This window comes from Roseateles sp. P5_E1, from assembly GCF_054049335.1.
Window position 1 is genome coordinate 21,836 of the sequence record NZ_JBFUMN010000028.1, and the last position, 26,094, is coordinate 47,929.

The following is a 26,094-nucleotide window of genomic DNA, read 5'->3' on the forward strand; positions in this document are numbered from 1 at the left end:
CCGGTGCGCCCATGAGCCTAGCCAGGAAACGGGCCGCACGAGGGGCCGTACACATCATTTCGTGCAACCGGGCGTCACGCACAGCGTTTCGCAGCGGCCTCCTACATACGCCGCCCAACCACGGAACCAAACTTGCCGCATAGCAACTGCCGGTGCGGTGCCCCATGAGATTCGTCTTCGACTCCCTCCTCGGCGGCATCCTGGCAACGGTCGTCGCGGGTGCCGCATGCGCTCAACCCGCCGCGCCACTGCCGGCGTCTGCACCGGCTTCGGCGCCCATGACCGCAGCCTCAAGACAGGTTCCGACCCGCAACGCGGCCATCACGGCGTCCGAGAACGCCAAGGAGCCCGGCAACCAGCGCCCCGAGGAACGGGTGATTCCGCAGATCTCCATCCCGCTCAGGAACAAGAACGTCATGCCCCTCGCTGCCATTCCCGCATCGGCGCCTATCGGCAGCGTGCCCGGTCGTGTGAACGAGGGCGCTGCTCGATGCCTGGCAATCAGCAGTGCAACGGAGAAGGCTGCGTGTGAGGGGGGGTTGGCGGCATCGGGGCCGGTGAAATCCGAGCGCTGACGCTCAAGCCGCCACCGCGGACGGCCTGCGCGCCATGCCCTTCCACCGGCACAGCAACAGCACCGCGGCCAGGTCAACCACCACGGCGAAGACGCTCGCCTCCGGTCCGAAGGTGCCACCGCTGAGCCATTGCGGCCGGTCGAGCAGTTGGGGGTGCAGCCATCCGGCCTGGGCCAGGCCACTCACGTCCAAGCCCAGCACCGAGCCTTGCATCCAGTTCCAGCCGAAGTGGATGCCGATGGGCAGGGCGAGGCTGCGGGTGCGCAGCCAGGCCAGGCCGAGCAGCAGGGCGCCCAGCGCGTTGTCCAGCGTCGCCGTCGCGACCGTGATGCCGTCCATGCCTGGGTTGCCCAGGTGGGCGACGGCGAAGAGCGCGGCCATCAGCGCCAGCGCCCAGCGCGCCCCCAGGCCCTCCACCAGGCGCTGCAGCACGAAGCCGCGGAACAGCAGCTCCTCCAGCACGGCCACACACAGGAATACCCAGGCGCCATAAGCCAGCGCCGCGAGGCTGCGCGCCGGGTCCAGCTCGAAGCGCACGCCGCCCGCGAGCAAGATCAACGCCGTGACCGCCGCCATCTGCGCGGCCCCGAAAGCCACGCCCAACAGCAACTGCCGCCCCCACGACCCATCCAGCGCCAGCCCCACGCCCGCCAGACGCTGCCGGCGCAGCCGCATGCAGATCCACGTCACCCCCAGCAGAAACACGACCGGCAGCGGCGACAGCCACGCCTTGGCGACGCCGATCTGCTGCAAGCCGTGAGACACCGGCCGGTACACCCACTGGCTGGCCATGAACACGGCCACGAAGACGAGGATCCACCAGCCACTGCGAATCTGGCCGTGGTCATTGCGTAGCAGCTTGTTCAAGTGCGCGCCCCTTCTTGTTGATTGGCCGGCATTCTCTGGAGGAGGGCTGTGCGGCCACAACGGCCACGCGACGAGCCGCAGATCGCCGGGGACAGGCGACATGCGCAAGGGTGGAGGCAGCGGTGAGAGGCCGCTCAGGGGAGCGGCGCTCCAGGCCATGAGTCCGCTACCTCGGCGTGGATGACGCTGAGCACCCGCAACAGCTTCTCCCTCTTCGCGGCGACTTGATCTCCGCGGGCAAGCGGCGGCTCAGCCAATGGCCGTCGGAGCCGACCGGCAAGGATTTCGTGGCCGTGGTGCGACTTGGCTATGGCTGCTTCATCTACGACGAGCGACTTCGCTGGTGGGATTGAGTTCTGCTCCGACGTGGTCGTTGGTGGCTGGATGACCTGGGACTGGGGAAAAAATGCCACTGCTCAAGCAAACCTCACCAGATAGCCAGCCGTGGCGTGAACTTGAAGGCGCTTGGCCAGGCAGTTGGTTCGCGCCACCTGAGATTTCGGGTTTGTCGGGGTGGGAGTGTGCTGCCCATGCATGGCAGCATGCGCAAGAGGTGTTGCCGGCCATGCATGGCGAACGATGCACCGTACTGTCGGGCTTACCGAATTTTGCGGTTGCGATAGGTGACACCGAACTTAACGAAGCTGCGCCATGTCAAACGCTTGGATTCGTGCTGGCGCTGGAGCGGGAGCAATAACAGGGGCGCTTGGACGCAGTGGCTCGCCGTAAATAGAAACGTTGTCTAGGACACCTGATGAAGCACCGAACATGAACGAGCAGTTCCCATTCGATGTGTTCCTTAGCCACAGTTCGAAGGATAAAACTGTCGTGCGGGCGGCCGCTGAGCAGTTACAGCAGGACGGGCTCAAGGTGTGGTTCGATGAATGGGTATTGAAACCAGGCGACAGCATTCCCGCCAAGATCGAGGAAGGGCTGGAGTATTCGCGCGTGCTGGTGCTCTTTCTATCAGCCCATGCATTCGGGTCAGACTGGGCGCAATTGGAGGCTGGCACGTTCCGCTTTCGCGACCCGTTGAACCGAGAGCGCCGCTTCATTCCTGTGCGTCTCGACGACGCCCCTATCAGGGGCTCCTTGGCCCAGTTCCTTTACGTCGATTGGTGCCTGGCGGACCATGCTCAAGAGTACGCAAAACTCCTTGAAGCCTGCCGGCCACCGGCAAAGCCGATCGTTTCGAAACCGCTGGTCGCGTCGGATGGGATCGCCAAAAAACACGGCCGACTGTATGAGGCGGTCACACGGGCCTGGGCGCCTAGCCTCGATGGAACTTTCTTCATCACTGGGGCTGATGACGCTACCGTGCGGACATGGGATGCGGCAACTGGGCGGTGCCTGCACGTCCTCGAAGGACACACCGAAATAGTCTGGGCCGTGGCGTTGAGCGCAGATCAACGCCGCGTTTTATCAGCCGCGGATTTGGCCTTACGGCTTTGGGATGTAGAGACTGGGCGTTGCTTGCGAGCTTTCCAAGGACACACCGCAGCGCTCAAAGCTGTGGCATGGAGCCCCGATCAACGTCACGCTCTATCGGGTGCGGACGACAAAACCGTGAGGCTTTGGGATGTAGAGACGGGACGGTGCCTGCGCGTGCTCGAAGGTCACACTGGAAGCGTCTGGGGCGTAACGTGGAGCCCAGATCAACGGTGCGCCTTATCAGGAGCGGCGGACAAGACTGTGCGAGTTTGGGATGTAGAGACCGGACGGTGCCTGCGTGTGCTCGAAGGTCACACAGATTTGGTAAGGGCCGTGGCATGGAGCCCAAGTCAGAGCCGCATTCTGACCGCCTCCGACGATAGAACTGTCCGGCTCTGGAATGCGGAAACAGGGCGTTGCTTGATGGTGTTGAACCATCACTCGGATTGGGTCCGGTGTGTAGCTTGGAGCGCCAACGAACGCCTTGCGTTGAGTGGCACTGACGGCACGCCAAATGTGTATCTATGGGATGTAGAGACAGGACGCCTCCTTCAAACGTTTGCTGGCCCGGCAAACGGGGTGTACTCCGTCGGGTTTAGCGACGATCAAAGAAACGCGATAGCAGGCGATGGCAGGTCCGGATTCTGGGTTTGGGACGTAGCAGCATTCCTTGAGGAAGTGCAGGCACCGAAGGACACGTTGCTAGCTCCGCCGCCCCCACCGGACCAAGTTCAATACACGAATGCCAAGGTCCTGCTCGTCGGCGAGAGCGGTGCGGGCAAAACGGGGCTTTCCAAGCGGCTAGCTTTGGATGCCTGGGAACCAACCGACTCAACGGTTGGCGCTTGGGCAACCCGGTGGAAGTTGCCCGTCGCGTCCGGCAAGGGCGTCGAGAGAGAAATCTGGCTCTGGGACTTTGGCGGTCAGGCAGACCAGCGGTTGATCCATCAGCTTTACATGGACGAGACCGCACTGGTCGTGCTGGTATTCGACGGCCAGAAGGACGATCTGTTCGAGACGCTCGGTCAGTGGGATCGCGATCTCGCCCGCGCCTCGCGCAAGGAATTCGCCAAGCTGCTAGTCGCCGGACGAGTGGATGCAGGTGGACTACGCGTCAGCCGGGGCGAGATCGAGAAATTTGCGGCAGAACGCAAGTTTCTGGGGGTTCTGGAGACAAGCGCGAAGCGGAACCTGGGCTGTGAGGAACTCAAGCAGGCCATTCTCGCCAGCATCGATTGGGACGAGATTCCTTGGCGCACCACGGAAGCACTGTTCAAGCGGCTCAAGGAAGAGATCATCCGCCTCAAGGATGAAGGCCGCGCGTTGATGCGGTTTAACGAACTGCGCGAGACGCTTCAACTGCGGTTATCCGGCGACTTCAGGCGATTCGTCGACGAGGAACTGCGCGCGGTGCTGACGCTGCTGGCTGGTCCGGGCGTGGTGTGGGAACTAGCGTTCGGCAGTTGGGTGCTGCTCCAACCTGAGCGCATCAACGCTTATGCGCAGGCTGTGATTCAGACGTTGCAGGCAGACGAACATCAGCGCGGCTGCCTGATAGAGGAGCGGGTCTTGAAGGGAGACCTTGCGTATGAATCCTCGATGTCGCGGCTGGTTGGCGACGACGAACGATTCGTTCTGCTAGCCATGCATCAAACGCTAGTTGAGCGCGGGTTATGCCTGCGCCAGCCGACTGCCAAGGGAACCCTCCTGGTCTTTCCCAGCTACTACCGCCGCGAGCGGCCGGACATGTTGAAGTACCCGGCGGTGCTGGTGAACTATCGGTTCACGGGGTTTCTGGATGAGATCTACGCCACGCTGGTGGTGCGGTTACATCACACTGAGCCGTTCCAGCAGGATCAGCTCTGGCGCTACGCCGCCGATTTCAGGACGAACACCGGGAAGCAACTTGGCGTGAAGCTGACTCGACGCGCGCTGGGCGTTGCTGACCTAGAGGTGTACTTCGATCCGGCAGTGGCCATCGAGGAGAAGATCACCTTCAGCAAGTACGTCCATGAGCATCTGCTGCAGCATGCGAGGGACGTGGAGCGGTTGCGGCACTACATCTGTCCGCATTGCGGTACGTCGGTGGGCAATCGCGAAGTGGCGATGAATCGGCTCAACGACTGGCTACAAGGTCGACCTCCCAAGCCCGAGCCGACGCGCGGCTTCAAAATCCTCAAGGGGAAAGACGAGTCGCCCAGCATCATCTGCGTGGGCTGTGAGCGGCGAGTGCCGCTTTGGGATGAAATGGAGCGGTGCTTCGCGAGCCCTGAGATTCAGCAACGCGTGCGGGACATGCAGGAAGAGTCCAACTTCGTTCTGGACAACGAAAGCAAGGAGCGAGCACTCGTCGGAGAAGTGATTTCCACCGTTGCGTTGGCTGGACAGATCGGCCGCGAGTTCAATGTGAGTGATCACGGCATCGACATGGAGATCGAGTTCAAGGACGACGCCTATGAGGCCACAGGCGCGAAGCTCTACCTCCAGCTCAAATCAGGCGATTCCTATCTGCGCACACGTAGGGCCGACGACGCAGAGATCTTCACAATTAAAGACGAACGCCACGCACGCTACTGGATGGCCCAGATGTGCCCAGTGCTGCTTGTGGTAAGGAACGCTGAAGGCGAGGTTCGCTGGATGGAAGTGCGAGATTGGCTGAAACGGGCCAGTGAAGGCGGTAAGAAGCCTGTGAAGCGAATTGTTTTTGAGGGCGAACGCTTTGATGTGATGAGCGTGCGACGCTGGCGTGAGAGGGTCATGTCCGGCCATTCGTTTCAAGCAAGCGCTGAGGGCGCGGATGACGTGTGATGCAGCGGACCAGCGGCATAGCAACTAGGCGCAGCAGCCAATTCGCTATGCGGCCTGTCGCTGAACTGGAGCGTTGGGTGCCGCAGCAGCAGCTGGCGGGTGATCGGCTGGAAGCGATTCGATCACACCACGGCGGGTTCGCCATCCGACTGGCATCGCCGCGCGGCGATCTGCGGCCACCTGACGCAAATAGGCAGCGCGACGGAACGCTGACGGTCGCGCGGATCAGTCGACCGACAGCAATCCTGGCATCTCGTCCGGCGGCACCGGCCTGCAGAAGCCAAACCCCTGCATCAGGTCGCAGCCCATTGCGATCAGAGCCGCCTCGTCCGCCGGCAATTCCACGCCTTCGGCCACGACGACCATGCGCATGGCGTGCGCGACACGCACCATGGATTCGACCAGCATGTGGGAGTCGGCATTGCCAGACAGCCCGTGCACGAAGAGGCGGTCGATCTTGAGCTTGCGGCAGCGGATGCGGCGCAGATAGGCCAGCGAGCTGTAGCCCGTGCCGAAGTCGTCGATGGCCAGGTTGTAGCCCAGGCCCTGCAAGGTGAAGACGAAGGAATCCGGCTTGTCGATGTCCTCGAAGCCGGCGCTTTCCGTCAGCTCGAATTCGATCTCGTCCGGCCCCAGCTGCAGCGTCTTGAGCTGCTGCAGGAAGCGCTCGCGGTGCTGGGGCTTGCGGCATTGCTCCCAGGACAGGTTGACGGCCACCGGCGGGCAGGCCAGGCCTCGGGCGCGCAGGCCGTCGAGGTCGCGGCGCAACACGGCCAGCAGCGCCAGGCTGAGCTCGACGATCAGGCCCGAGTTCTCTGCCACCGGGATGAATTCGGCCGGCGGCACCCAGCCCCGCTGCGGGTGGTGCCAGCGCGCCAGCGCCTCGAAGCCGTGGATGCGGCGCGCGGCGTCATATTGCGGTTGGTAGGCCAGGCAGAACTGCCCCTGCGCCAGGCCTTCGCGTATATCGTGCTCCAGCGCCAGCCGCAGGCGCAGGGCCTCGCCGATCTGCGGCGTGAAGAGCTGGAAGCTGTCCTTGCCGATCTGCTTGGCATGCCGCAGCGCGGCATCGGCACTGCGCAAGGCCTCGCTCGCATCACGCGCGTGCTCGGGCAATGAGACGCCGCCACTGGAGACATGCAGGCGCAGCCAATGGCCGTCGTGCAGCACCGGCTGCGTGAGTTCGGCCTGCAACTGGGCGACATGGCTGCGCAGCGCCTCGTCTTCCAGGCCCGGCACCAGCAGCAGTGCGAATTCGTCGGCGGACAGGCGGGCAATCTGGTCGCCGGGCCGGCGCAGCAGCCTGAGCCGCTGGCCAATGGCCTGCAGCACGGCGTCGCCGGCGGCGTGGCGATGCTGGTCGTTGATCCGCTTGAAATCGTCGAGATCCAGGATCAGCAGGGTGGTGCGGCCGTGGTGGTGCAGCACACGCTCCAGCAGCCCGCGCATGTGCTCACGGTTGGGCAGGTCGGTCAGTGCGTCGAAGCGCGCGAGATAGCGAGTGCGGCGCTCGACCTCCTTGATCTGCACCCGCAGCCGCTTGGACAGCCACCAGGCCAACCCGGCGGTGGCCAGCAGGGTGCCCATGGTGGCGGCGAGGAACTGGGCCACGTCCATCCACATCGGCAGGCGGCTGGCCTCCACGACCAGCATGCCGACTCGCCGGCCGTCGGCCATGACCGGCACCTGCACGCTCGCCGTGCCGGCGGCCTCGTGCAACCAGGTGACCTCGGCCGCGGTGCGCGAGAACTGCGTGAAGACGGCGCCGTCGCCCTTCAGCAGCCGGGCATGCACGATGGACGGGCTCTGCTGAAGGGCAGCCAGGCTTTCGCCGGCATCGCTGCGGCTGTCGAAGACCAGCGCCGCCGAGACCGTCTGCGCGACGATGTCGGCCTGGGTGCGCAGGTCCTCGAGCTGGCGGTCATGCAATCGCCAGTACTGCAGCACGCTGAGCAGCAGTGCGAAGACCAGTAAGGCGGCCAGCGCGACCACGAGTTCGCGCAGGCGATCGAAGGCATCGGCAAATTGCGGCTTCACGGCGATGTCGTCTGGTGGCGAACGTAGCGGGCCAGGCGCAGCAGCTTGGTGCTGATGGCCAGGCCGACGCGGCGCGCGGCGTCGAGATCCACGTCGAAGACGATACGGCCGTCTTCAATCTGCAGGTTGATCATGGCACCCTGCTCCAGCATCACCGCCACATCCGATATGACGAGCACCGGCAGGTCGGCCAACACCGGGCGCAGCGCCGGCTGCGGCGTGGGCAGGTAGAGCAGATGGCAGCCGGCAAGCTGGTCGGCGCGGGCCTGATGGCGCACATCGACGGTGAGGTGCCGGATCGGTCGACCCGCCAGGGACTGAAGCGCGCTGTCCATGCGGCCCTCGCCGACGGTGCACAGCTGCAGCGGCCGCCCCGCCAGCTCGCGGTCGGCGGGCCAGGTGACGAACATCAGCAGGCGGTAGACAACCTCGGCTTTCAAGGCTTCCGGGCTGGCGCTCTGCGCCGCGGCCGGCTGGGCCGACAGCAGGCCGAGCAGGATCGCGCAGCCGGCACGCCAGCCCGCCCATCCCTTCCCCGCTGCTCGACTGCCGCGCATGGCCAGGCTCAGAGCGTGAAGCGCCAGTCCAGGCGCCAGGCACGCCGGGGCTGAGGGATGGCGCTCAGCGACGTGTCGGGGGTCGACGGGTCGAAAATGCGGCGGTCCAGCGCGTTGCTCAGGTGCAGGGCCAGGCTCTGGCGCGGATCGACGTGATAGCGCAGATGGGCGTTGACGAGGGCGCTGGTCGGCACCTCGACGCGGCCGCTGCGGCGGCCGAGCAGGTTCCACTCCGTGCCAAGCTGCCAGCGCTGCCACACCGGTGAGACGAGGTCGCCCTTGAACATCCACGAGGGCGAATTGCTCAGGCGCTGGCCGGCGTCGTCGCGGCCGTCCATCCAGGACGCACTGATGTGCCAGAGCCAGCCGTCCGTCGCGCGCCTTTCGACGCCAACGTCCACGCCCCGCAACCTGACGCTGCCGACATTGCGGTACTGCACCACCGCCTCGCTCTCGCTGCCGACGGGCTGCTGCTCGATCAAGCGGTTCATGCGCGTGTAGTACGCGTTGGCGCTGAGCGCATGTCCGCTGTGGAGCACGTACTCCCAGGCAGCTTCGACGGAGTTGAGGCGCTCGGGCTTCAGGTCGTTGCTGCGCAGCTGGGAAACCCCGCCGTCGTCGTAGAAGCGCTCGTACAGATTGGGCGTGCGAAAGGACTGCGCCCACATCAGCTTGAAGGACTCCCGCTCGTCGGGCCGCAGCGCCAGCACGGCGCGCGGCGACATGGCTGGCGCGAAACCGCGCACATGGTCCAGGCGCAGGCCGGTGGTCAGCTGCAGCACCGATGAAAGCCGCCACTGGTCTTGCGCGTAGACGCCCGCGGCGTCCTGGGTGACGTGCGAATCCAGGCGCAGCGCATAGGGGTCGACGTCGTAGTTGCGCTGCAGGCCCTGGGGCGAGGTGCGCAGCTCGGCGCCGAACATCAGCTGATGGTTGAGCAGCCCTCGCCAAAGCACGCGCGCCTCCAGCGTCGTCCATTGGGCGCGAGCCTCGTCCTTGTTGACGAGTTGAGGCGCCGGCCCGAAGACATAGCGGCCACGGAATTCATAGCCCGCCACACTGAGCCGCGCCGAGCGGCGTACATCGCCCTGCCAGCCTTCGTCGTAGCTGAGCTCGCCCAGCACCAGGCTGTCGGTGTAGTGGGTGCCGGGCACACCGGGCTCGGTGCCGTAGGGTGCGGTCGGGGCATCCTTGTCGCGGCGCACCGCGTTCAACGCGACCCGCCAAGGGCCGTTGCGGTATTTGGCCAGCAGCGCCACCTGCCGCTCGCCATCAAGACCACGCACCCAGCCATCGGCCGTTCCGAGTTCGGGCAGGAAGAGGTCCTCGCCGGCGGTGCGCTGCAGGTTGAGGCCGATGAACAAATCACTGTCCGCGGCGGCGGCACCGTAATGCATCTCGGCGCGGCGCGTGCCGTTCTCGCCCACACTGCCCTGGGCCGTCAGGCCCGGCGCGTCAGCGCCGTTCAGCGTCACGACGTTGACGACGCCCAGCAGCGCATTGCTGCCGTAGATCGAGGAGCCCGGGCCGTGGACGAGTTCCACCCGCTTGACCCATTCGGCGACGATGGGCAGCTCCAGCTGCGGCAGCCCCTGGTCAAAGATGGCGTCATTGACGCGCTGGCCATCGATGGCCATCAGCAGGCGGGCGCTGTAGTCGCCCGGCCGGTTGAAGCCGCGCAGGCCCAGGGCGCTGTAGGTGCGCGAGTTGCTGAGGTAGACGCCCGGCAGGCGGGCCAGCTGGTCACCCACGGTCTGGTGGCCAAGGGCATCGGACACACCCCGCTCCAGCACGCTGACCGATGCCGGCGCGTCCATCAGGCTCTGGGCATAGCGAGACGGACCCTGCACTTCCCGTTTCAGAAGCGCTTCGAGCGCCTGGTCGTCCGAGGCGTCGGCGGCGGCAGCTTGAGCGGCTTGAGCCGCTGGAGTCAGGGCCAGCGTGGACAACCACGCCAGCGCAATTAGGCGGCTTTTCACGGGAGCGGTCGCCGGCAGACACCGGCGGCGATGGGAAACGGTGCCGAAAGCTTAGCTTTGGCCCCGTCCGCAGTCGCTGTCACATTTCACAACAACGCCGGTTGCGAGCCGGTCCGCGACTCAATTCACGGTTTGCCGGTGTAACGGGTATGGAAACGTCGCCCCTGCGCGTCCATGGCCTGCAGCCACAGCTCCGACGTGACGCTGCCCACCGGCGTGTACGCCGTGCTCAGCGTCGCCGCCGTCTTGGGCGGCAGCGGCACGCTCGTGTCCAGCACCGTGGGCGCTCCGCCGGCGGTCGGCGTGAAGACGCGCTTGATCTCGATGAGGCGCAGGTCGGGGTTGGCAGCGGCCCAGGCGCCCCAGTTGATCACCAGGCTGCCGCTCTGCAGCGAGGCGGCGGACACCGGGCTGGCTGCAGACACGCTGTCAACACTCGGGAAGCGCGTGGCAGCCGGCTCGCCGAGCACGTCGGCGCGCAGCCAGGCGTTGCGCGTCTCGGCCACGCCGGAAATCGTGTAGCTGGCGATGAACTTGGCACCACGCACGCTGTCCGCGCTGCCGATCCAGCCGACCGCCGAGCGTTGGATGGCGATGTCGCCCACGCCGCCCGTCGGGATCAGGTTGGTGGCGCCCGGCGTGGACGACACGCACAGCAGGAGCCGGTTGCAATAGCCGAAGGGAATGCTGAAGCCGCCGGGCAACTGCACCGTGGCCGAGCTGAGCAGCTGCGTCGCCGGAATGCCGGGCACGGGATCGGCCGTCTGCGCCTGGACCTCGACCTGCAGGCCGATGCCCGGGTTGGGCACCACGGCACTGCTGGCCGTGCCATCGGCATTCAGCGCCAGGAAGCCCAGCGGATACACACCGACGGCCAGCTTCTTGCCGTTGCCGATCAGGTTCCATTTGTTGGTCGTCGTGGCCGACTTGTTGTAGCTGACCGCGTCACTGAAAAGGTCGACGACTGCACCGGTGGAATCGCTGATGACGGCGCCCACCAGCACCTTGGCGCAGTTGCCGGCGGTCGGTGCATCGTCGGCGCAGCCCAGCAGCTGGAAGCGGCCAAACTGGCGGTTGCCCGTCGTGTAGGTCGACAGGATGCCGGCGATGTCGGCCTTGCTGCGGCCGTTGTGCTTGTCGTAACCGGTGACGAGGACGGAGTTCAACAGCGTGCTGACGTCGCGCCCCTGGGCGATGAGCTGGTTCAGCGCCGCGCCGAGGTCATCCAGACCTGACAAGGTGCCGAGCAGCGTCGTCGCGCTGGTCGCGGCCTTCAGCGTGGAGGTGATGGCGGTGGCCGGCGTACCGCTGGCCTTGAGCAGCTCGGTCTGCGCCGTGGGCAGCTCGACGACGACTTCGGCCGTCGGTGCGGCGAGGAATTTGTTGCCGATCTGCAGCACCGGCACGTTGAGCTTGGAGCGTGCGAGGTCGATGCGCACGCTCTCGATGAGCAGGTCGTGGGCGCCCTTGTTGGCGGCAAAGGTCGAATCCGCCAGCAGGTCCAGGGCCGTGGCGTCGGTGATCTTCAGGTCGCTGACCTGGGTCTTGACCAGGGTTTTCAGGAAGGTGCCTGCAGCGGCCGCGGCGCTGGCCATCTGGGTCAACTGGCTGGTGCTGGTGGCGGCGGCCGTGAATACCGGCGCCGGCTCGGTACCCAAGGACAGCGCGACGACGGCGTTGGTCAGTGGCGTCACGTGGCCGACCATGGCGGCGCTGATGGTCGGCACGGTGGAATGCAGCACCTGCATGGTGCCGGCGGCATCCATGCCGCGCGCCTGGATGAACAAGGGCGCGGCGGGGCTGCTGGTGCTCAGCGTCAGGCTGTAGCTGCCGTCTGCGCCATGGGTGGTGGCCGTGCCGACGGCCTTGCCCTGGCCATCGACGACGCTGATCTGCGCATTGACCAGAGGCGCGCCCGTGGCGGCAACGCCGCGCAACGTGGGCGGCTTGTCCAGCACAGGCGTGTCCGAACCGCCACCGCCGCCTCCGCAGGAGGCGAGCAGCAGGGTCAGGGCAAAAGCAGCAAGGCGGTACAGCATGGTGCGGGCAGGAATCTGGCTTGAGCCAGTTTGCCGCGCCAGCCCACCGGGTGGTGGGCCGTTAAAGGGCCGAAATCAGCGGCTGATCTGCACCCAGGCGAGTTCCAGCCAGTTGTCGGGCCGGTGGATGGCCGTGACATTCGCACGCGCGGCCCACGGCACCACCTGGCGGTGCAGCGGGATGATGTTGACCTGCTCACGCAGTTCGGCCAGCGCGCCGCGGATCTGCTGCTCGCGCTTTTTCGGATCGGGCTCGACGCTGGACTGCGCCGCCAGCGCGTCCGCCTTGTCGTTGCGGAAGCCGCCGAAGTTGTAGTTGCCCACACCCTTGTCGCCGCGCGTGCGGTACAGCGGCGTCAGGATGCTCTCGGCATCCGTCACCGAGCCGCCCCAGCCGTACATATAGAGGCTGGTGTCGTACTTCTCCAGCTTGGGGAAGTAGATGACGCGGGGCATGGCGTTGACCTTGACCTTGATCTTCAGCTGGGCCCACATCGAGGCCAGGGCCGTGCAGATTTCCTCGTCGTTGATGTAGCGGTTGTTGGGGCAGTCCAGCGTCACCTCGAAGCCATCGGCATAGCCCGCGTCGGCCATCAGCTTCTTCGCGCCGGCCAGGTCGTGCGGCAGGCGGGCCTGCAGGGCCGGGTCGTCGAAGGAGGCGATGCCGGACGGCGTCAGCGCGCCGGTGGGCACCGACAGGCCGCTCATCAGCTTGGTCCTGAGCGCGTCGATGTCGATGGCCTGGTACAGCGCCCGGCGCACGCGCACGTCCTTGAAGGGGTTCTTGTCACCGGGGACGTTGCCGTAGAGCAGCTTGTCGCGCGACTGGTCCATGCCGATGAAGACGAGGCGGTTCTCCGGGCCTTCGATGACCTTGACGCCAGCGGTGTTGCGCAAGCGCGCAATGTCGCGCGGCGCGGGGTCGAGCACGAAATCGACCTCGCCCGACACCAGCGCGGCCAGGCGCGTCGCGTCGGTCGCGATGGGCGTGTAGACGACCTCCTGCACATTGCCCTCGAACTTGTTCCACCAGTTCGGGTTGCGCTTGAGCACGGTCTTGATGCCGGGCTGGCGGCTGGCCAGCATGAAGGGGCCGGTGCCGTTGGTGTTCAGCGCCGTGAAGCTCTCTTCCTTGTTCTTGAAGTCCAGCGGCTTGGTGGCCTTGTGTGCCTCGCACCACTTGCGGCTCATGATCCACAGCTGGTCGATGTGCTGCAGGAAGATGGGGTTGAAGGTGGTCAGCTGGAAGTCCACCGTCAGCTCGTCGACCTTTTTGGCCGTGCCGACRGCATTGGCCCAGACGGCGATCTGCGAGGTGGGCTCCTTGGCGCGCTGTACCGAGAAGACGACGTCATCCGCCGTCAGCGGCGTGCCGTCATGGAACTTGACGCCGGGGCGCAGCTTGAAGCGCCAGGCGAGCGGCCCGGTCTGCTTCCATTCCGTGGCCAGGCCCGGCACCAGGCTCAGCTTGGCATCGCGATTCGTCAGCCTCTCGTAGATCTGGCCGTTGACCATATTGGTCAGGCTCTCGTTCTGAGAGTCCGGGTCCATGGTCTGCGGGTCGCCCTGGCTGGCCCAGCGCAGTGTCTGCGCGGGCACACCACAGGCCCATGCCAAAAGAGCTACACCCAGCCATCGCTTCATTGCCATCTCCCAACTGCAGGGCTGGCAGTTTAGGAGGCCGTCAAAGCCCCTTCGTTACCGTTTGGCGTTCGGGTTCCAGAGCTCGTCGAGATGGGTGAAATTCCAGTCCTCGGGCGGCTCGCGGCCGGCGATGCGGTCGGTGGACGTGGCCAGGTCGATGACTTGCAACGGGATGGGCATGCTCGACTTGGTCGAGTAGAAGACCTTGACGCGCGGCGCGACCAGTGAAGTGGCGTTCTGCTCGACAACCACCGCCAGGCGACCCGACTGCAGGCGCACCAGGGTGCCGGTCGGGTAGATGCCGACGCTCTTGACGAAGGCCTGGAAGACGGCCGGGTCGAATTGCCCCTTCCACTGTGACATGCGCTGCAGCGAGCCGGCCGGGTCCCAGGCGTTCTTGTAGGGCCGCGTCGAAGTGATGGCGTCGTAGACATCGCAGACCGCGCCCATGCGCGCCAGTAGGCTGATCTGGTCGCCGGCCAGCTTGTGCGGGTAACCGCTGCCGTCCATCTTCTCGTGGTGGTGCAGGCAGACGTCCAGGGCGGAAGCCGGCACCTTGGCGCCGTCCTTGAGCAGGTCGAAGCCGCGCTCGGGGTGGCCGCGCATGACGTCGAATTCGGCGTCGGTCAGCGCACCGGGCTTGTTCAGCACCTCCATGGGCATCTGCATCTTGCCGACGTCGTGCAGCAGCCCGGCCAGGCCAGCTTCACGCACTTCGGCATCGGACAGCCCCATCTGCCGGCCCAGAGACACCATCAGGCCGCAGACGGCGACCGAGTGCATATAGGTGTAGGTGTCCTTGTCCTTGAGCCGCGCGAGGCTGAGGAAGGCCGACGGGTTGCGCGCCAGCGAGGACGTGACCTCGTCGACGATGGGCAGGCAGACCTCGGTGTCGATGGCCTTGCCCAGCCGCGCCTCGTTGAACAGCGCCATGACGGCCACCTTGGCCCGGCCCAGCACCTGGGTGGCGCGGTCGAGCTCGGACTCCATGCTGACGCGCGGCTGAGGGGCGGCTGTGGCGGGCGGCGTGGGCGGGGAAGCGACGGTCACGGCGGCGATTGGCGCAGGCGCAGCCACATCCCCGCCCTTGCTGACGTCGATCCAGACGGCCGACACGCCGCTGGCCTGCAGGGCGGCAAGGTCGGCGGCATCGGCCAGCACGAACTTGGTCTTCCAGAACGGATGAGAGAGCCAGGCCCCCTCCATCGCCTGGAGATACATGCCCAGCCTCACGTCGGAGGTCGAGATCTTCTTCAACATGACAGCGTCGTCTATGCGCACCAGTATCCGTGCGTGACGCAGGCAAGGCCGTGCAACGATCGTGCAGCCCTGCACGCTTTTGCCGCGGGCAACAAAAAGCCGCCTTGAAGGCGGCTCGGTCGGGCGGCGGTCGCGCCGGGTCAGCGGAACTTGCCCTGCGGCACGGTGGCCAGTTCGGTCGGCAGCGTGCTGATGTAGCTGGCGATGGCCTTCAGTTCGGCGTTGCTGAACTGCTTGACCTGGCCGGCCATGACGCCGTTGCTGCGGCCCACCCCGGGGTTCTTCTCGGTCTTGTAGGACTTCAGCGCGACGGTCAGGTAGTCGGCGTGCTGGCCAGCCAGCTTGGGGTAGCTCGGGTCGATGGGCTTGCTGAAGTTGGCGCCGTGGCAGGACACGCAAGCGCCCTTGGTCAGCAGCTCGGCCACATTGGCCGGCGCGGCCGGAATGCTGTCGGCCACCGCCGGCAGCTTGGCCTGCTGCTCGTAGAAAGCGGCCACGTCGTTCATGTCCTGCTCGCTCAGCGAACCGGCAATGCCGCGCATCGTCGGGTGCTTGCGGTCGCCCTTGGCATAGGCCTGCAGGGCCGAGACGATGTACTTGGCGTTCTGGCCCGCGATCATCGGCACCTTGTGGATCTCGGGGAAGCTGGCCTGGTAGCCGACGATGCCATGGCAGCCAATGCACATCGCGACCTTGGTCTCACCGGCCTTCACGTCCTGGGCCTGGGCTGCGAGGGCAGCAAAGGCGGTGGCCAGGGCGAGCGAGATCTGCAGCAGTTTTTTCATGGTCCCAAGAGGTTCGGGTTGGTGTCGTGTTCCGGAGCRGCGGCGATTATAGGAGGCCTCCTATACTGGTCCGGCCCCTCTTCAGTTCGGGTTTTGCCCCGGTTTTCCCAATGAAATTCCAAGGTTCCGACCAGTACGTCGCCACGGCCGACCTGATGCTCGCGGTCAATGCCGCGGCCACGCTGCAGCGGCCGCTGCTCATCAAGGGCGAGCCCGGCACCGGCAAGACCATGCTGGCCGAGGAAGTGGCCGGCGCTTTAGGCATGCCGCTGCTGCAGTGGCATATCAAGAGCACCACCAAGGCCCAGCAGGGCCTGTACGAGTACGACGCCGTCAGCCGGTTGCGCGACAGCCAGCTCGCCGGCATCGAGGGCAGCGAGCGCGTTCGCAACATCGAGAACTACATCGTCAAGGGCGTGCTGTGGCAGGCCTTCGAGGCCGACGAGCCGGTCGTGCTGCTCATCGACGAGATCGACAAGGCGGACATCGAGTTCCCCAACGATCTGTTGCGCGAAATCGACCGCATGGAGTTCTATGTCTATGAGACGCGCCAGCTGATCAAGGCCAAGCACCGGCCGCTGGTCTTCATCACGTCCAACAACGAGAAGGAACTGCCCGACGCCTTCCTGCGCCGCTGCTTCTTCCACTACATCAAGTTCCCCGACGCCGAGACGATGAAGAAGATCGTCGATGTGCACTTCCCGACCTTGAAGAAGGACCTGCTGGCCGCCGCGCTGAAGAACTTCTACGACGTGCGCAACCTGCCCGGCCTGAAGAAGAAGCCCAGCACATCGGAGCTGATCGACTGGCTCAAGCTGCTGCTGGCCGAAGACATCCCGGTGGACGCGCTGCAAGCCAAGGACGAGAAGGTCAGCATCCCGCCGCTGGTGGGGGCGCTCCTGAAGAACGAGCAGGATCTGACGCTGTTCGAGAAGCTCGTCTTCATGCAGCGCAACAACAGATGATGCAGCCCCCACGCGTGCTTACGCCCGCTGCCCCCCGAGGGGGCGCCCAGCGGCTCCGGACGGCCGAGCGCCGCTGATGGCTCAAGACTTCGACCGCGCGATGCGCGAAGGGCTGGCGGACGCCGTCGGCTTCGTCCTGGGTGCGCTGGTCGGCTGGTGGCTGGGCCGGCAGTTCGGCATCGACTTCATCGCCAGCACCGACTGGAATGCGCAGCAACTCATCGGCCTGCTGCTCATCGTCGCCGGCTGCGGCGGCGGCCGCTTACTGGCGCGGCGGCTGATGCTGAAGGACAAGCCATGAAACCCGTCCTGCCCGTGACGCTGGCCGCCGGCCCCATCCACCTCGTGCCGCTGACGCTGGGCCATGTGCCCGGCCTGCAGGCCGCGGCCGCGGACGGCGAACTGTGGAACTTGCGCTTCACCAGCGTGCCTGCGCCCGACGAGGCCGTCACTTACGTCGAAGCGGCCATGGCCGGGCAGGCCGCCGGCCACCGCCTGCCCTTCGCCGTGCTGGATGCCGCCACCGGCGAGGTGCTGGGGTCAACGAGCTACCACGACATCGTGCCGGCCATCGAGCGCGTCGAGATCGGCTACACCTGGTATGCCCAGCGCGTGCAGCGCAGCGCCGTCAACACGACCGCCAAGCTGCTGCTGTTGACCCACGCCTTCGAAACCCTGGGCGCCAAGCTGGTGGGCTGGCGCACCGACAACTTCAACCACGCCTCGCAGCGCGCCATCGAGCGCCTGGGCGCCAGGCGCGACGGCGTGATCCGCCACCATGCGCTGCGCCGCGACGGCACGGTGCGCGACACCGTCATGTACAGCCTGACCGTGGGCGAATGGCCCGAGGTCAAGGCGCACCTGAACTGGCAACTGACTCGACAGCGAACATGAAAAGACAATCCAAGGCCTTTGACGTCGATGCACTCTGGGCCCTGGATCGCATCGGCGAGCCCAGCCTCAGCCCCGATGGCGCCCAGGCCGCCGCCGGCGTCACGCGCTACTCGATGGAGGCCAATCGCGCGCAGAGCAGCCTATGGTTGTTCTCGACACTGGGCGGCGAGCCGCGCCGCCTGACCGAAGCGGGCGAGAAGGACGGCAACCCGCAATGGAGCCCGCGTGGCGACCTGATCGCCTTCACCGCCAAGCGCGAACAGGCCGGCGTGAGAGACGAGGAGACGCAGCTTTATGTGATCCCGCCGGACGGCGGCGAGGCGCGCCGCGTCGGCCAAGTGCCCACGGGCGTCGAGTCCTTCAAGTGGTTCCCCGACGGCCGGCGCATCGCCTTCGTGTCCTGGGTCTGGCCCGATCTGAAGGGCGCAGCCCAGGCTGCGCGGCTGCGCGACTTCAAGAGCCGCAAGGAAAGCGCCTACGTCACCGACGAGGCCTTCTACCGCTTCTGGGACCACCACCTGCCGATGGACCGTGTGCCGCATCTGCATGTGATGGACGTCGAGACGGGCAAGGTGCGCGACCTGTTCGAGGGCACGGCCTGGGAGCTGAGCCGCGCCGAGCCGGATGTGAATTGCTTCGACGTGTCGCCCGATGGCCGGCGCATCGCCTTCGCGTTCGACCCCACCGCCGAGAAGAAGCTGGACGGCCGCTTTGCGCTGGCCGAGATCGACGTGAGAACGCGCCAGGGCCAGACGCTGCTGCAGGACGGCGACTGGGACTTCGCCGCGCCGCGCTACAGCCATGGCGGCGCTCACCTCGCCTTCCTGGCCAGCCACCAGGCCCTGGGCCACAACCATCCGAACCAGCTCGCCGTGCTGGACCAGCAGGGCCGCTGGGCCGTCTTCAGCGAGGATTGGGACCATGAGGTCAGCGCACCGCTGCGCTGGGCCGAGGACGACCAGGCGGTGTACTTCGCCGCCGAGGAGCGTGGCCGTCGCCACCTCTGGCAGTTCGCGCTGGGCGACCGCACCGCCGAACGGGTTTTCGAGGGAGGCCATGTCGGCAGCTTCGCGCTGTCGGCCGGCTTCCTGGTCATCAACCACGACGGCATGGCATTCCCGCCGCGGCTGTCGGTGCTGGGCGACGATGGCCTGCGCCGCATCGAGTCGCTGAACGACGAGCGCCTCGCGGCCCACAGCTTCGGCCGCCACGAGGAGGTCACGATCCAGGGTGCGCGCGACGACGACGTGCAGATGTGGCTGACCTACCCGCCGGGCTTCGATCCGAAGAAGAAGTGGCCGGTCATGCACGTCATCCACGGCGGCCCGCACACTGCTTTCGGTGACAGCTGGCACTGGCGCTGGAACCATCAGGTGTTCGCCAGCCAGGGCTATGTCGTCGCCTGCGTGAATTACCACGGCTCATCCAGCTTCGGCCACGAGTTCCTGGACAGCATCACTGGCCACTGGGGCGAGTACGAGTTGCAGGATGTCGAGGCCGGCACTGACTGGCTGCTGAAGAAGTCATGGGTCGACCGCAAGCGCGTCGTCGCCGCTGGCGGCAGCTATGGCGGCTACATGGTGGCCTGGATGAACGGCCACGTGAAGGCCGGGCGATACCAGGCCTACGTCTGCCACGCCGGCTGCTACGACTGGCAGGCCATGTACGCCGACGACGCCTACAGCTGGCATCGCAAGGAGCTGGGTGCGGCCTATTGGGATGACCCGGCCCGCGTCGCGGCACAAAGCCCGCATGCCTTTGCCAAGCATTTCAAGACGCCGACCCTCGTCATGCACGGCCAGTTGGACTACCGCGTGCCCGATGCCCAGGGCCTGGCCTACTACAACACACTGAAATCGCTGGGAGTGCCTTCGAGGCTGGTCTGGTTCCCGGACGAGAACCACTGGGTGCTCAAACCGCGCAACAGCCGGCTCTGGTACGGCGAGTTCTTCAACTGGCTGGCCCGCTACACCGCCTAGGACAAGCCCGACGTCCAGCAGGCGGGCGAGACGGTGTCGGCTCTGCATAATCCGCAGAACTTCGATCCCGGCCCTGCTCCATGCTGTGCTCCATGCTGATCCAGTTCTGCTGCACGCTGCCTGCCTTGCATGAAGCGCCGCCGTCCGGTCGCCCGCAGCAATGAGCGAAGCGGCTGGCGGTCCACCCGGGCGCAAAACCCCAGAAGACCCGGTAGAGCCCACCATCGCCGTGGAGGTCCAGCTGACGCCGGGCCACACCCTGCCGCCCGGCACGCGCATCCACGACTACCGCATTGACCGGGTGCTGGGAGAAGGCGGTTTCGGCATCGTCTATCTCGCCACCGACGTCGCCCTGGAGCGGCAGGTCGCCATCAAGGAATACCTGCCCTCGTCGATGGCAGCACGCGCCGGCAATTCGCTGACAGTGCTGGTCAAGTCGCCCAACCATGCAGAGACCTTTGCAATCGGGCTGAGGAGTTTTGTCAACGAGGCCAAGCTGCTGGCCCGCTTCGACCACCCGGCGCTGCTCAAGGTGCATCAGTTCTGGGAGGGCAACGGCACCGCCTACATGGCCATGCCCTACTACCAGGGGCAGACGCTGAAAGAGGCGTTGACAAGGCTCGGCCGGCCGTCGACCGAAACCGAGGTGCGCGCCTGGCTGATGCCGCTGCTGGATGCGCTGGAAGTGCTGCACAACGAGCACTGCTACCACCGCGACATCGCGCCGGACAACATCCTGCTCACCGACCACGGGCCGCTGCTGCTGGACTTCGGCGCCGCACGCCGCGTCATCGGCGATCTCACGCATGCGCTGACCGCCATGCTCAAGCCGGGCTTTGCGCCCATCGAGCAATACGGTGACATGCCCGGCGTCACCCAGGGCCCCTGGACCGACATCTTCGCGCTGGCCAGCGTGCTCTACGCCGCCATCAGCGGCCGCCGCACGGTGGCTTCCGTCGAGCGGCTGCTCAATGACCAGTTGCAACCGCTGGCCACCGTGGCGGCTGGTCGCTGCGGCAACGCCTTCCTCGCGGCCGTCGACCGTGCGCTGGCCATCCACCCGAAGGACCGCCCGCAATCCATTGCCGAGTTCCGGACCCTGCTCACTGCCGGCGACACGCAGGTCATCGATCTGCTTGAGCTGCAGGCCTTGGGCCTTCCGACTGGCGACGAAACGGTGCTGCTGCCGGATTTCGACCCGACCCAGGTGGCACCCAACAACCCGCTGCTCGCGCCGCGGGAGCCGACACGCCCCGAACCACCGCCGCCGCCCGCCGTGGCTCGCACGCCGCCGCCTGCGGCGCCGCCGCCCCCGGTGCTGCCCGCTCCGCCCCCATCGACAGCTCTTCCAGCGTCCAGCGCCGTGCCTGCACAGGCGTCCGTGCCGGCCCCGCCGCGCCGCGCTCTCCTCCTGAGCGCGGCGGGCGTGGTGGGCCTGGCCGCGGCCGCCTGGGGCGGATATGCCCTGCTCTGGGCACCGGCGCCCGCCGAGCTGGCGCCGCCACCCGCGCCGGCGTCGGCCGCCGCTGCGGCTCCAGCTCCAGCGCCGATCGCTTCCAGCCCAGTCCAGGCTGCCTCGGCGGCCTCTGCACCGGACACGCCCGCCTCCACCGCCCCCGTGCCACCTGCTCCCGCGCCGGCACCCACAGCCTCGGCGCCGACGCCCATCGCCGTGGCGCCGGCCGCACCCAAGCCGCGCCCTGCCGTGACCGCTCCTGCGCCCTCCGAGGCGAAGGGCGCAAAGTGCAGTGATATTCTGCAAAAAGCCTCACTGGAACCGCTGACGGCGAGTGAGACCGCTTACCTGAAAAAGGAATGTCGATGAGTAGCGCTGGCCACACGAATCGCATCAATTTTTCAGTGCAACTGGGGCGTGCCGCGATGCTGGGCTGCATGGCCCTGCTGGCCGGCTGCCTGGAGACGGCGCCGAAACAGCCGACCGTCTCGACCAACGAGTTGTCCTTCAGCGAAGCTGTCGTCGTCGCCACCGATGGCCTGGTGGGCCAGACTCAGAAGCTGCCCGCCTTCCTGGCAAAGGTGGAGTCCAAGATTGCCAAGAAAAGCGTCGTCGTCGATCCCATGATCGACGCGACAAGCGGCCAGCAGACCCAGACCACGCAGTTGCTCGAACGCCGCATCGCCGAGCGCCTGGCGGCGCGCAAGGAAGGCAGCTTCGACCTGCTGCCCTTCAGGACCGAGAACCTGTCCAAGGTCCAGTATCTGCTGACCGGCACGCTGACGCGCCTGCTGGGGGTGCCGGGCAAGAAATCCTTGCAAATCAACCTGGCCCTGGTGGACATCAAGACGGGCCAGGTGATGGCCCAGGCCTCGGCGCTGGCCCGCGACGACGGCCTCAACCACACACCGCTGGCGATCTACCAGGACAGCCCGGTGCTGGTGAAGGACAAGGTGGTGGACGGCTACATCAGCACGGCGCTGACAGCGCCTGGCAGCTCGGCCAACAGCGTCTACATGGAACGCGTCGCGGTGGCCAGCGTCATCAACGAGGCCGGCTCCCTCTACAACGCCGAGCGCTACCCGGAATCGTTGACCAAGTACCAGGAGGCCCGCAATCAGACGGGCGGCGAGCAGCTGCGCACACTCAACGGCATCTACCTCAACAACGTCCGGCTCGGGCGCACCGCCGAGGCAGAGGCCGCCTTTGGCCAGATCGTGGCCTACGGGCTGCGCGCCAACAAGCTGGACGTGAAGTTCCTCTTCAACCCCGGCAGCACGGAGTTCTGGTCCGACCCCAAGGTCAGCGGCGCCTATCCGATGTGGCTGAGGCAGATCGCCAAGGAAGGCGCCGGCGCCCGCGTCTGCATGGTCATCGTCGGCCACACCAGCCACACCGGCTCGGAGCAGACCAATGACGCGCTCTCGCTGCAACGCGCCACTTTCATCCAGCAGCGCCTGGCGGCCGAAGCCTCGCCCCTGGCCCAGCGCGTCAAGGCCAGCGGCATGGGCTGGCGCGAGAACCTGGTCGGCAGCGGCAGCGACAACGCGGTGGACGCCCTGGACCGGCGTGTCGAGTTCCGCGTGGTGCCCTGCAACTGATACCCCTCGTCCAGCCGCACCCCGCTGAACGCGGTGCGTCTGACCGGTCCCCCGAGGGGACGGCGATGCTTGCGGCATTGAGCCGCAAGCACATCGCCAGCGCGGGCCGGCTAGGGAGCGGCCCGGCGCTCGGCCCGAAAGACGGCATCCCTAACTCCGGCGAGACTCGCGCTGCATAATCGTTTTCGACCTGCAGTCCCCGAGTCCGCACCGATGCTGATCCAGTTCTTCTACACGCTGCGCGCCGCCAAGCTCAAGGTGACGGTGCCCGAGTACCTGACGCTGCTGGAAGCCTTGGAGGCGGGCGTCATCGGCGGCCCCGACAACGGCGGCACGGCCAGCATCGACGACTTCTACCACCTGGCCCGCACGTCCCTGGTCAAGGACGAGACCCAGTTCGACAAGTTCGACCGCGCCTTCGCCGCCTACTTCAAGGGCGTGGAGATGCTGACCGACTTCACGGCCGACGTGCCGCTGGAGTGGTTGCGCAAACAGCTTGAGATCCAACTCTCGCCCGAGCAGAAGGCTGCCATCGAGAAGATGGGCTGGAACGAGCTGATGGAAACGCTCAAGAAACGCTTCGAGGAGCAGAAGGAGCGCCACGAGGGCGGCAACCGCTGGATCGGCACCGGCGGCACCAGTCCCTTTGGCAACAGCGGCTACAACCCGCAAGGCATCCGGATCGGCGGCTCTGGGGGCAACAAGAGCGCCGTCAAGGTCTGGGAGCAGCGCGCCTACCGCGACTACGACGACACGCTGGAACTCGGCACCCGCAACATCAAGGTGGCCCTGCGCCGCCTGCGCCGCTTTGCGCGCGAGGGGTCGGAGCTGGAGCTGGACCTGGACGGCACCATCCACGGCACCGCCGCCAACGCCGGCATGCTGGACATCCGCATGCAGCCCGAGCGCCACAACAAGGTCAAGGTGCTGCTGCTGATGGACGTGGGCGGCACGATGGACGAGCACGTGAGCCGCGTGGAAGAACTCTTCAGCGCCGCCAAGACCGAGTTCAAGCACCTGGAGTTCTATTACTTCCACAACTGCGTCTACGACTTCGTCTGGAAGAACAACCGGCGGCGCTTCGCCGAGAAGCTCAACACCTTCGACCTGATCCGCAAATACAACCGCGACTACAAGCTCATCTTCGTCGGCGACGCGACCATGAGCCCCTACGAGATCCTGCAGGCCGGCGGCAGCGTCGAATACAACAACGACGAGCCCGGCGCCGAATGGATCCAGCGGCTCACCCACGCCTTCCCCAAGTACGCGTGGATCAACCCCGAGCCGCAAGGCGTCTGGCAGTACCGGCAGAGCATCGCGCTGATCCAGCAGCTGATGCAGCAGCGCATGTTCCCGCTGACCCTTTCCGGACTCGAAGGCGCGATGCGGCTGCTCAGCAAATGAAGCGTCTCTTTGCACTGCTCGTCGCAGTGCTGCTGAATGCCTGTGCCACGCAGGCTCCCCCGCAGGCACCCGCCCCACCGGCGCCGGACATCCCCGCCGACGCACCCGCCGTCTACAGCGTCGACATCCGCATCGACAGTGAAAGCCGCGAGGCCACGCGCCTGCGCACGCTGCTGGCCCAGAACCTCGACCTTGCCCGCTACCGCGCCAGCGAGGCGGCGCTGAGCCGGGTGGAGCTGGCCCGCCTGGCTGCTGCCGCGCCCGCCCAGGCCGAGACGCTGCTGGAAACCGAGGGCTACTTCAACGCCAAGGCCGACGTGGACCGCGACCCGGCAGACGAAACGCGGCTGTTGCTCACCGTCAAGCCGGGGCCGGTGACAAGGGTCGACAAGCTCGAGCTCGAGTTCACCGAAGGCCTGGCCGACGCGCAAGCCCAAGCCCTGCGCGAGGTCCTGCGCAGCGCCTGGACGCTGAAGAACGGCGCCGCCTTCACGCAGTCGCAATGGGCCTCGGCCAAGAGCGATCTGCTGCTGCGCGCGCGCAATGGCGGCTATCCGCTGGCGCGCTGGGCCGAGACAGCCGCCCGCGTCGATCCCGACACGCAGACCGCCGAGCTCCACCTCGTGCTGGCCAGCGGCAACCGTGCGAAGCTCGGTGCGCTGCGCATCGAAGGGCTCAAGCGCCAGAGCCGCAATGCCGTCGAGCGCCTGGCCGGCTTCGACACCGGTGATGACTACACCGAGCAGAAGCTGGCCGAGTTCCAGGAGCGCCTGGCCAAGACCCAGCTCTTCGACGCCGTGCGCGTGCAACTGCTGCCCGAGGCCCCGAACGCCGACGGCACCACGCCCGTGCAAGTCACGCTGACCGAGTCGGCCCTGCAACAGGCCACGGTGGCGGTGGGCTATCACAGCAACACCGGCCAGAGCATCAGCGTCGAGCATCTGCACCGCCGCCCCTTCGATCTGCCCGTGCGCGCCCGCACCAAGCTGCAATTCAGCCGCGACCTGCGCGGCGCCGAGCTGGAACTGAGCTCCCACCCCCAACCCGACCTGAAACGCAACCTCGCCTCGCTGCAGTACGAGCAGGACCGCACCGGCGACACCATCGCCACCAACCTGGGCGTGCGCCTGGGCCGCCTCTACGAGTCGACGCGCGACGAGCGCCTGAGCTATGTCGAGCTGCTGCGTGCCCGCGAGACCGCCGGCAGCGAGGTCAACACCAACCTGGCCCTTTCCATCAACCAGCAGTGGATACGCCGCCGCCTGGACAGCACCCTGCTGCCCACCGACGGCCACCAGGCCCTGGCCCTTGTCGGCTTCGGCTATGCGAAGGGCGGCGGCACCGACGACAGCGGTCCCTTCGGCCGCATGCAGTTCAAGCTGGGCGTCTACAAGCCCTTCGGTGGCTGGTTCGCGTCGGCGCGCGCCGAGGTGGCGCAGGTGGTATCGAAGGAACAGGTCGGCGTGCCGGAGAAGCTGCTCTTCCTGGCGGGCGGCGACGAGTCGGTGCGCGGCTATGCCTACCGCAGCCTGGGCCCGCAGAAGAACGGTCTGACCGTCGGCGGCCGCGTGCTGGCCACCGGCAGCCTGGAAATCGCGCACCCCATCATGCCGAGCTTCCCCAGCCTGTGGGGCGCCGTCTTCGTCGATGCCGGCAATGCTGCCTCGCGCTGGCAGGACTACCGCGCCGCCATCGGCTATGGCGCCGGCGTGCGCTGGCGCAGCCCCGTCGGCCCGCTGCGCGTGGACCTGGCGCGTGCGCAGGAGACGGGCAAATGGCGGCTGCACTTTAGTGTGGGGATCACGCTGTGAGG

19 protein-coding genes are annotated in these 26,094 nt (G+C 66.5%); 11 read left to right on the forward strand and 8 right to left on the reverse strand.

Annotation, left to right across the window (positions count from 1 at the left end):
* Positions 1 to 278: 278 nt before the first annotated feature.
* Positions 279 to 575 (forward strand): hypothetical protein, encoded by a 297-nt coding sequence (locus ACXJKJ_RS19345; RefSeq protein ID WP_457391700.1) that lies wholly within the window; start codon positions 279 to 281, stop codon positions 573 to 575.
* 3 nt (positions 576 to 578) lie between these two features.
* Here the strand turns inward: ACXJKJ_RS19345 and ACXJKJ_RS19350 are convergent, their stop codons facing one another.
* On the reverse strand, positions 579 to 1,442 hold the full coding sequence (locus ACXJKJ_RS19350; protein WP_457391702.1) for a CPBP family intramembrane glutamic endopeptidase: 864 nt from the start codon (positions 1,440 to 1,442) through the stop codon (positions 579 to 581).
* 176 nt (positions 1,443 to 1,618) lie between these two features.
* Here ACXJKJ_RS19350 and ACXJKJ_RS19355 point away from each other — a divergent pair, with 176 nt between their 5' ends.
* Both ACXJKJ_RS19355 and ACXJKJ_RS19360 read left to right on the forward strand, forming a co-directional pair.
* Positions 1,619 to 1,795 (forward strand): hypothetical protein, encoded by a 177-nt coding sequence (locus ACXJKJ_RS19355; protein WP_457391704.1) that lies wholly within the window; start codon positions 1,619 to 1,621, stop codon positions 1,793 to 1,795.
* Positions 1,796 to 2,210: 415 nt separating this feature from the next.
* Complete coding sequence (locus ACXJKJ_RS19360; RefSeq protein ID WP_457391705.1) at positions 2,211 to 5,681, forward strand: TIR domain-containing protein; 3,471 nt, start codon at positions 2,211 to 2,213, stop codon at positions 5,679 to 5,681.
* Between the two features lie 225 nt (positions 5,682 to 5,906).
* Here the strand turns inward: ACXJKJ_RS19360 and ACXJKJ_RS19365 are convergent, their stop codons facing one another.
* The 7 genes from ACXJKJ_RS19365 to ACXJKJ_RS19395 all read right to left on the reverse strand — a co-directional run bounded on the left by ACXJKJ_RS19365 (position 5,907) and on the right by ACXJKJ_RS19395 (position 15,982).
* Positions 5,907 to 7,718 (reverse strand): putative bifunctional diguanylate cyclase/phosphodiesterase, encoded by a 1,812-nt coding sequence (locus ACXJKJ_RS19365; RefSeq protein WP_457391706.1) that lies wholly within the window; start codon positions 7,716 to 7,718, stop codon positions 5,907 to 5,909.
* On the reverse strand, positions 7,715 to 8,275 hold the full coding sequence (locus ACXJKJ_RS19370) for a YfiR family protein (protein ID WP_457391708.1): 561 nt from the start codon (positions 8,273 to 8,275) through the stop codon (positions 7,715 to 7,717). The genes ACXJKJ_RS19365 and ACXJKJ_RS19370 overlap by 4 nt, the downstream gene beginning before the upstream one ends.
* 8 nt (positions 8,276 to 8,283) lie before the next feature.
* Positions 8,284 to 10,254 (reverse strand): TonB-dependent receptor plug domain-containing protein, encoded by a 1,971-nt coding sequence (locus ACXJKJ_RS19375; protein ID WP_457391710.1) that lies wholly within the window; start codon positions 10,252 to 10,254, stop codon positions 8,284 to 8,286.
* A gap of 125 nt (positions 10,255 to 10,379) precedes the next feature.
* Positions 10,380 to 12,293: a hypothetical protein gene (locus ACXJKJ_RS19380; protein ID WP_457391711.1), complete on the reverse strand. Its 1,914-nt coding sequence runs from the start codon at positions 12,291 to 12,293 to the stop codon at positions 10,380 to 10,382.
* Between the two features lie 75 nt (positions 12,294 to 12,368).
* Positions 12,369 to 13,937: an ABC transporter substrate-binding protein gene (locus tag ACXJKJ_RS19385; protein ID WP_457391712.1), complete on the reverse strand. Its 1,569-nt coding sequence runs from the start codon at positions 13,935 to 13,937 to the stop codon at positions 12,369 to 12,371.
* A 54-nt stretch (positions 13,938 to 13,991) separates the two neighbouring features.
* A complete protein-coding gene (locus ACXJKJ_RS19390; protein ID WP_457391714.1) occupies positions 13,992 to 15,197 on the reverse strand; it encodes an HD-GYP domain-containing protein in 1,206 nt (401 codons plus the stop codon).
* Between the two features lie 140 nt (positions 15,198 to 15,337).
* Positions 15,338 to 15,982, reverse strand: coding sequence for a c-type cytochrome (locus tag ACXJKJ_RS19395; protein ID WP_056198843.1), 645 nt, complete (start codon positions 15,980 to 15,982; stop codon positions 15,338 to 15,340).
* Between the two features lie 110 nt (positions 15,983 to 16,092).
* Here ACXJKJ_RS19395 and ACXJKJ_RS19400 point away from each other — a divergent pair, with 110 nt between their 5' ends.
* The 8 genes from ACXJKJ_RS19400 to ACXJKJ_RS19435 all read left to right on the forward strand — a co-directional run bounded on the left by ACXJKJ_RS19400 (position 16,093) and on the right by ACXJKJ_RS19435 (position 26,092).
* Complete coding sequence (locus tag ACXJKJ_RS19400; protein ID WP_457391716.1) at positions 16,093 to 16,947, forward strand: AAA family ATPase; 855 nt, start codon at positions 16,093 to 16,095, stop codon at positions 16,945 to 16,947.
* Positions 16,948 to 17,023: 76 nt separating this feature from the next.
* On the forward strand, positions 17,024 to 17,248 hold the full coding sequence (locus ACXJKJ_RS19405) for a hypothetical protein (RefSeq protein ID WP_457391717.1): 225 nt from the start codon (positions 17,024 to 17,026) through the stop codon (positions 17,246 to 17,248).
* On the forward strand, positions 17,245 to 17,841 hold the full coding sequence (locus ACXJKJ_RS19410) for a GNAT family N-acetyltransferase (protein ID WP_457391719.1): 597 nt from the start codon (positions 17,245 to 17,247) through the stop codon (positions 17,839 to 17,841). Before ACXJKJ_RS19405 ends, ACXJKJ_RS19410 begins: the two co-directional genes overlap by 4 nt.
* The gene (locus ACXJKJ_RS19415; RefSeq protein WP_457391721.1) at positions 17,838 to 19,820 is read left to right on the forward strand and encodes a S9 family peptidase; all 1,983 of its coding nucleotides are present in this window, start codon (positions 17,838 to 17,840) and stop codon (positions 19,818 to 19,820) included. The genes ACXJKJ_RS19410 and ACXJKJ_RS19415 overlap by 4 nt, the downstream gene beginning before the upstream one ends.
* A 160-nt stretch (positions 19,821 to 19,980) precedes the next feature.
* Positions 19,981 to 21,645, forward strand: coding sequence for a serine/threonine protein kinase (locus ACXJKJ_RS19420; protein ID WP_457391723.1), 1,665 nt, complete (start codon positions 19,981 to 19,983; stop codon positions 21,643 to 21,645).
* A complete protein-coding gene (locus ACXJKJ_RS19425; protein ID WP_457391724.1) occupies positions 21,642 to 22,877 on the forward strand; it encodes an OmpA family protein in 1,236 nt (411 codons plus the stop codon). Before ACXJKJ_RS19420 ends, ACXJKJ_RS19425 begins: the two co-directional genes overlap by 4 nt.
* A gap of 213 nt (positions 22,878 to 23,090) precedes the next feature.
* Complete coding sequence (locus tag ACXJKJ_RS19430; protein WP_457391726.1) at positions 23,091 to 24,281, forward strand: vWA domain-containing protein; 1,191 nt, start codon at positions 23,091 to 23,093, stop codon at positions 24,279 to 24,281.
* Positions 24,278 to 26,092, forward strand: a complete 1,815-nt coding sequence (locus ACXJKJ_RS19435) for an autotransporter assembly complex protein TamA (protein ID WP_457391728.1) — start codon at positions 24,278 to 24,280, stop codon at positions 26,090 to 26,092. Before ACXJKJ_RS19430 ends, ACXJKJ_RS19435 begins: the two co-directional genes overlap by 4 nt.
* The last annotated feature ends 2 nt before the right edge of the window (positions 26,093 to 26,094 follow it).

Excerpts from the sequence above, each read along its gene's own strand:
- ACXJKJ_RS19345 (WP_457391700.1), top strand. The coding sequence starts at position 279 with ATGACCGCAGCCTCAAGACAGGTTCCGACCCGCAACGCGGCCATCACG.
- ACXJKJ_RS19380 (WP_457391711.1), bottom strand. The coding sequence starts at position 12,293 with ATGCTGTACCGCCTTGCTGCTTTTGCCCTGACCCTGCTGCTCGCCTCC.
- ACXJKJ_RS19415 (WP_457391721.1), top strand. The coding sequence starts at position 17,838 with ATGAAAAGACAATCCAAGGCCTTTGACGTCGATGCACTCTGGGCCCTG.
- ACXJKJ_RS19420 (WP_457391723.1), top strand. The coding sequence starts at position 19,981 with ATGAGCGAAGCGGCTGGCGGTCCACCCGGGCGCAAAACCCCAGAAGAC.
- ACXJKJ_RS19425 (WP_457391724.1), top strand. The coding sequence starts at position 21,642 with ATGAGTAGCGCTGGCCACACGAATCGCATCAATTTTTCAGTGCAACTG.
- ACXJKJ_RS19400 (WP_457391716.1), top strand. The coding sequence starts at position 16,093 with ATGAAATTCCAAGGTTCCGACCAGTACGTCGCCACGGCCGACCTGATG.
- ACXJKJ_RS19430 (WP_457391726.1), top strand. The coding sequence starts at position 23,091 with ATGCTGATCCAGTTCTTCTACACGCTGCGCGCCGCCAAGCTCAAGGTG.
- ACXJKJ_RS19405 (WP_457391717.1), top strand. The coding sequence starts at position 17,024 with ATGGCTCAAGACTTCGACCGCGCGATGCGCGAAGGGCTGGCGGACGCC.
- ACXJKJ_RS19360 (WP_457391705.1), top strand. The coding sequence starts at position 2,211 with ATGAACGAGCAGTTCCCATTCGATGTGTTCCTTAGCCACAGTTCGAAG.
- ACXJKJ_RS19435 (WP_457391728.1), top strand. The coding sequence starts at position 24,278 with ATGAAGCGTCTCTTTGCACTGCTCGTCGCAGTGCTGCTGAATGCCTGT.
- ACXJKJ_RS19395 (WP_056198843.1), bottom strand. The coding sequence starts at position 15,982 with ATGAAAAAACTGCTGCAGATCTCGCTCGCCCTGGCCACCGCCTTTGCT.
- ACXJKJ_RS19390 (WP_457391714.1), bottom strand. The coding sequence starts at position 15,197 with ATGTTGAAGAAGATCTCGACCTCCGACGTGAGGCTGGGCATGTATCTC.
- ACXJKJ_RS19410 (WP_457391719.1), top strand. The coding sequence starts at position 17,245 with ATGAAACCCGTCCTGCCCGTGACGCTGGCCGCCGGCCCCATCCACCTC.
- ACXJKJ_RS19370 (WP_457391708.1), bottom strand. The coding sequence starts at position 8,275 with ATGCGCGGCAGTCGAGCAGCGGGGAAGGGATGGGCGGGCTGGCGTGCC.